Origin of the sequence: Bacillus sp. AK25, assembly GCF_048270685.1 — a bacterium.
Taxonomy (GTDB): Bacteria; Bacillota; Bacilli; order Bacillales; family Bacillaceae; genus Bacillus; species Bacillus altitudinis.
On the sequence record NZ_JBLUWC010000004.1, the window covers coordinates 1 to 5957 of the forward strand.

General features: G+C 39.5%; 7 protein-coding genes. All 7 read right to left on the reverse strand.

Annotation, left to right across the window (positions count from 1 at the left end):
- Positions 1-1319: replicative DNA helicase (locus ACNO7B_RS19010; protein WP_417901871.1), on the reverse strand; the 1319-nt coding region annotated here is incomplete at its 3' end.
- Entirely contained in the window at positions 1303-1908 is a 606-nt protein-coding gene (locus tag ACNO7B_RS19015) for a DUF6291 domain-containing protein (RefSeq protein WP_417901872.1), read from the reverse strand. The genes ACNO7B_RS19015 and ACNO7B_RS19010, both read right to left, overlap by 17 nt.
- A gap of 122 nt (positions 1909-2030) precedes the next feature.
- The gene (locus ACNO7B_RS19020; RefSeq protein WP_417901873.1) at positions 2031-2252 is read right to left on the reverse strand and encodes a hypothetical protein; all 222 of its coding nucleotides are present in this window, start codon (positions 2250-2252) and stop codon (positions 2031-2033) included.
- Between the two features lie 294 nt (positions 2253-2546).
- Complete coding sequence (locus tag ACNO7B_RS19025) at positions 2547-3140, reverse strand: hypothetical protein (protein WP_417901874.1); 594 nt, start codon at positions 3138-3140, stop codon at positions 2547-2549.
- 14 nt (positions 3141-3154) lie between these two features.
- A complete protein-coding gene (locus ACNO7B_RS19030; RefSeq protein WP_417901875.1) occupies positions 3155-4675 on the reverse strand; it encodes a site-specific integrase in 1521 nt (506 codons plus the stop codon).
- 433 nt (positions 4676-5108) lie between these two features.
- The gene (locus ACNO7B_RS19035) at positions 5109-5390 is read right to left on the reverse strand and encodes a hypothetical protein (protein WP_417901876.1); all 282 of its coding nucleotides are present in this window, start codon (positions 5388-5390) and stop codon (positions 5109-5111) included.
- Positions 5391-5534: 144 nt separating this feature from the next.
- Positions 5535-5798: a hypothetical protein gene (locus tag ACNO7B_RS19040; protein WP_417901877.1), complete on the reverse strand. Its 264-nt coding sequence runs from the start codon at positions 5796-5798 to the stop codon at positions 5535-5537.
- Positions 5799-5957: the final 159 nt, after the last annotated feature.

Sequence of the window (5957 nt, forward strand, 5' to 3'; positions counted from 1 at the left end):
ATATTTGCATCTACCTTTGGAATCCTGCCGTTAAGGTCGAAAAAGTAAGTTGTTTCGGCATTAAATCCGATTACTTCTTCTCCCACTCCTATATTACGCCCTTTGGCGATAGTGAGCAATGCAGTTCCTTTAGTATCTATAGAATTGTCCTTGTAAGACTTTCCGTAATACTCTGGGCGATATAGCAACAGGACAACATCTGCAGCCTCCGCAATTTGTCCGCTCGCCCTCAATCGTGCCAAATTAGGCTCTGGGTTGTTCCTGTCCCTGTTCAGTTGGGATAAGGCGATAATGCAAATATCTAATTCTTTCGCAAGATTCTTTAGTTTTCTGCTCACATCGCCATAAAATTGCTCGGTGTTGCCAATGCTTTGATTAGTACCCAGAATTTGAAGATAGTCGATAACTGCAATTTTCGTTTTGTTCTTTCTTGCGTTCGCCCTAATGGATAGAAGGATATTTTCTATTGAAGAGGTGCTTTTGTCATCAAAGAAGATAGGAAGAGTTTTCAAGTGCTTTGCTGCAAGTTCATAGTTACTCTTATCTTCATCGTTCAGAGGCGCATATAATATCCTGTTGGAATTAACACCGCTTATTGTCGCTGCCATTCTTGCCGTTAGTTGTTGGGCGTTCATCTCCATTGAATAGAAGACAACAGGAACGCCCTTTGCTGCAACGTTGAGGCAAAGACACAATGCAAATGATGTCTTGCCCTGTGAGGTCTCTGCTGCAATTATAGTGAGGTCTCCCAGGTGCAAACCAAAGCGAGAGTCCAAACAGGCGAATCCTGTGTTTATACCTTGTGCCTTGTTGCCGTTGCGGTTATCGCTTACTATCTTATCCATGCTGCAAACAACACTTTTCATGGATTGTGTCTTGTTGCTCTCTGCAGCAATGCCAACACCATTCATTGCCTTTAACGCCTCCTGTATGTCGCAACCTTCGTTAGTACCAACGTTTATTAATTGGCAGCCTGTGCGCCACAAATCACGCCTTAAACGTAATTCTTTGAGCCTTGTAACGTGCTGCTTTAGTAGCAACTCACTTGGCAGACAATAATCTATAATTTCCGTGATGTCATCGGCATTTACAGGAACACCGCTTTTGTGGCTGCTCATATATGCCATTATAGAAATAACATCTACCCCCTTTCCTTCGGATAGCATAGTAACGAAGGCATTGAAGATAATTTCGCATTTCTTGTTATAGAAACATTCTGGCGAGATGTCTTCTTGCACGGCATAGAACATTCTATTGTACATTATGAGTGTACCGACAACGGAACGTTCTGCACTTAAGTCATTAACAAGATTTTCCATTATTACCCCTCCTTTGCCAACGTGACAACCTACTACTTAAACGCCATGTCTTTTCAAGTTCAAACCTCATCTTGTTTCCCTTCGTGTCTGGCTCTGTCCAATACTCGAAAAAGTCATTAAGCATATCTTTTCCATATTTTTCGAGATATGGGGATAACTCCTTTCGGAACTCTTCCATTCTTTCAGAGATAGTCAAAGAAATGTTTTTCTTTGGTACTTTAGTACTTTCTTTAATATCCTTATCATTATCCTTATCATTATCCTTATCATTATCCTTATCATGGTTTTCGTAACCGAGTGGGTTATTTGTAACCGAGTGGGTTATTTGGGTTTTCTTCGGTCTTCCTCCTTTTTGTCCGTTTTCTGCATTTTTTCGGCACATATCTTCGTACTTGTTTGCATCACGAACAAGTTTAGGGCGAACAAAATTAAAAATTGTTTTAACCTCTTTGGATAGAGGAGGCTCAACGCCTTCAAAGGCAAAATGAATAATTGCTTCTATCAACTCCGAACGCAAATGCACATCTAAAGCCTTTATACCCTCGTACCAATCCCGATAAAACACGAAACTCTCTTTTCTACTTTTCATGTGATTCCCTCCACTTTTTTAATCCGCCAAATACATTATACTCTCTGCTCTCGCTATCTACCAACGGACTATTATATAATTCGTTGATAACTTCGGATAGTATCTTCACATCGCTCATGGTGTTACCCCTCCTGTATCTTTAGGCATGAATCACGATAGAAAGTTTTTCCGCCTATATGCAGCGGTGTCAAAACACCACACTTGCACCAACGCCAAAGGGTGCTTTTATCCACTCCGTGACGTGCTGCAAACTCTTTGGGCGTAAACATCGGCTCTGGTTTCACTTCCTCAATGTTTTTAGCCTCATCGATGAGAGACAAAGCAAACTCTTTAAGGTCTGCCACGTTTACCACCACTTGCACATTTGAATTAGTGCTTAATAATTGTTGAATGTTCATCTTTTTAAGATATTATTAGTGTGTGGTCTTGGAATAACCTAACAGGCGGTTACAATATCCCACCACAACAAAAGAGCCTGTTATCATCTTTGTTGCTGCTGCAAAAATAGAACAAAGTAAAACGGCAAACAATTAAAAGGGAATAAAGGGAATGAAAGGGAATGAAAAGGGAATAAAAAGGGAATAAAAAAGGAGAAAAATGATTGTACGAGAAAGGCAGCAATTTAATGCTGCCTATTGTTATCGCTTTCTTACTGCATACGTTTTCCAATTGTCGTAACCTGTTACCTTATTGCCGAATAAATCATATATCTTGTCATGGACTTTTTTTATTGTGTTATTATCGAATAATTTTAATTGGTTTGCTTTCTTAACTATACTTTCTCCATTCTTTGATTGTTCACAAAACAACAAAAACATTTTAAGTTTTTCCTTGTCATTGTCAAACATTTCTATTAGAACATTGTCATTAAGTCCGTTTCTAACTCGCTCTGGCAATTCGTTTTCTTGTTGTTGAGGCTGCTCGCTTTCGGCTTCCGCCCACTCGCTAATTATGTGCCTTTGTTCGTTTGAAAGTTCATAGTCGTTTTGTTTATGCTCTTCATAAAACAAAAATATGTTTGTGGCAAACCCTTTCTTGTCCTGTTGGTGCTGCACTTTCTTATATATTGTGTTTAATACTCCTAAAATCGCTGCTCGTTTTAAACCACGAATATAACGTAAAACTAACGCCTCATAATAGTAACCAAATTCCACATCATTTGTGAGGTCTTTTTGTGTAAGTTCCTCCCAATTTGCGGTTTCTATAGCCTTTTTTCTCTCCTCTTCGTTCATGTCTTTGCCCTCCTTTAGTCAATAAGTGAGATAACGTTTTTCTTCATATCCTTGTCAATGTCACGATAGCGGACAAATGCTTTAGAGCCTTCAACGTGTCCGCTCATGCTGCCAATTAAGTTAGGGTCTTGCACCTTCTTGTAAAGATTGCCTATAAAGGTGCGCCTTGCCATGTGTGAAGAGGCAACCTCCCAAATGGGGTGCTGCTCTTCTTCTCCTGTAGTGGGGTTTATGGTTGTAACGTTGCGCTTAATGCTGCAGAGATAAAGCAAACCTTTTATTGCATCGTTGTAATTTTGAGGTGTGATAAACGGCATTAAACGCCCTTTGCTATCCACGCCATTATATTTCTCCACCAATGCCTTTGCACGTTCATTTAACGGCACTTCTACAACATTCGGTTTCTCCGATTTGGTCTTTGTGGGGATATACTGCAGCGCATCATCTACAACGTTTTCAGATGTTAGTCTAATGAGGTCAGAGACACGGCAACCGATTAAGCATTGAAAAACAAAGATGTCTCTTTGTATTGCTAACCTTTTTATTCCCATGTGAGCAACGTCATGGACTTTCTCCCTGTCTTCATCGTTGAGGCTGTCCCATAACTCTTGCAAGTCTGCATCTGCAATGGCGTTTCTCTCTGCTATAGTCAAAAAGAAGGGCGTTCCGTAAGATTCAGTCCCTATCTTAACACCTTTGAAGGGATTGTTACTTGTTATTCCGTTTTCGTTGCACCAGACAAAGAACGCCTTAAACATCTTCATTGTCTTAACAAAGGTATTGCGCCCACGTTCTGCCAAAGTTCCTTTGTGTTTAGGTGTAGCCTCAACAGGATATAACTCTAACATCTTGTTGAACAACTTCGGATTCTCTTCGGAAAGTTCTTTCTCGTTTCGGAAGTAGTCGAAAAAGTCTTCAAGTGTTTCGGTGTCTATTGTGGCAACATTCAAAGAAAAAGACTTCCTTTTCTTGTCAGTCATTTGCACAAACAACTGATAACGGCACAATTGTCTAATTAGAACTTGGTATGCCTTATTGCGCCTCTCGGAAAAGTCGCTCTTCTCCAAATAGAGATTCATCATGCCGAAAAAGTCAATATCCCTAATAGGGTTGTCTATATTGAGTTTTTCCATGATTTCTTTTTCCTGTTCTCTTTTCGCTATCTCCTTTGTGATAGAGTAATAACTAATGTCGCTTGCGTTCATGTCTGCAGTTGCTTGCATCGCCTTTTCAAAGAACTCGCTTGTTAGTTCCTCCATGTGGATACTCATTGCAGAATAAATCTTGTCAATGCGATTTAGATAAGTGTCTAATTGGCTCTTTGCCTGTGTTGCTTCGGCTCGTTCCATGAAATTAAGTCTTCCCTTTTTAGGAATTATAATTTCGTTTGCCACATCATCAAAATTTACAGGGTTTACCCAAACACCACTTTTAAACCTCATGCGGAAATTTTTTCCGAAGGTTGCCCTAACCAGAACTTGCCTCTTCTTTGAGAGGTCTTCTCTGCTCGATAAAGATAAATTGTACTTTGCCATTTTGTTACGTTTTTAAATCCATTGGCAAAGGTAAAAATATATATTGAAAGTACCAAAGTTTTTGTCCGCTTTTTGTCCGCCAAAATGCAACTTTAGGCAATTTTGTCCGCCCTTTTTGCAATTTTGTCCGCCAATCGGTTTTTTATAAAGTGCTGATTTTGTGTATTTTAGATTTTTCTTAATCTTACAATGGTAGTCCCTCCGAGACTACAAACCATATTTTATATACTGCTTATTATCAAACATTTAGAAATATTTTTGGTGTGGTGTTTTTGGTTTTTGTCCGCCAATTGTCCGCTATAATTGCCGTTCACTTCGTTTTAGGCAACTAAAAAGGTCGCTCGCCCTCACAGGTGAGCAACCTAAAAAGTGGATTTAAAAACGCCAAAATTGGCATTTCGTTTGCAAAGATACTATTTTCCCATGAAAGAAACTAAATTTCCCCCTTAAAACTATCATCAAAGAAGATATGGTCTTCAATGCTCGTTTGTGTCTTTTCTGAAAGATACTCCGAAACAGGGCGAAATATCCTGTCAAACTCTGCAACTGCTTTCTCGTTGCCCAGATTGTCAGCAACGATGTTGAATAACTCCTTTGAACACACTTGCGCCTTTATCCATTTGGCGGTGTTCTCGCTAACTTTGATATTGCCTATTTCCATACTGATATAATTAAAGTTTTGTGCAAAAATAGCATTGCAAAAATGATTCTGCAAATTGTTGAGGCTGCAAGTGTGTTTAATGCACACAGAAGGGCGTTTTATTTATGTAACTTTAACTAATAGAGAGGGCGTTTTCCCGTTGTTTTTCCGTTGTTCTTCCTCGCTTTTTCCTCGCTTGCGTTCCGTGCAAATTCCGTGTCACGATATGCCCTTCTTTCCTTGCTTGTTCCTTGCTTGGGGTGTCTTTTTTTTCCTTGCTTGTTTCCTACTTGCATTGCCTGTTATATCGCCCCAATCAAATAACTCCCACTCGTCAAGTATCTCAATATCGTTCCAATCATCACGAATTTCAACACCCTCCCAGATGTCATTAAACTCAACATCTTCCCAGATGTCATTAAACTCAACATCTTCCCACAAATCTATATTATGAGAAGATTCATTTTGCTGTTTTTTTTTCATATTAAAAACTCCTTATGCTTCAAGTTGTAAAATCGCCTGTGAGACGTTTTCTTTGTGTGGGGTTGATAGTTGCCCACTCTGCCACGTTGAACGCAACACAGGCGATTTGTGACATTAATAACCGCTTAAAAGGGTCTTGTGTCCTCTAATTCTTCCATG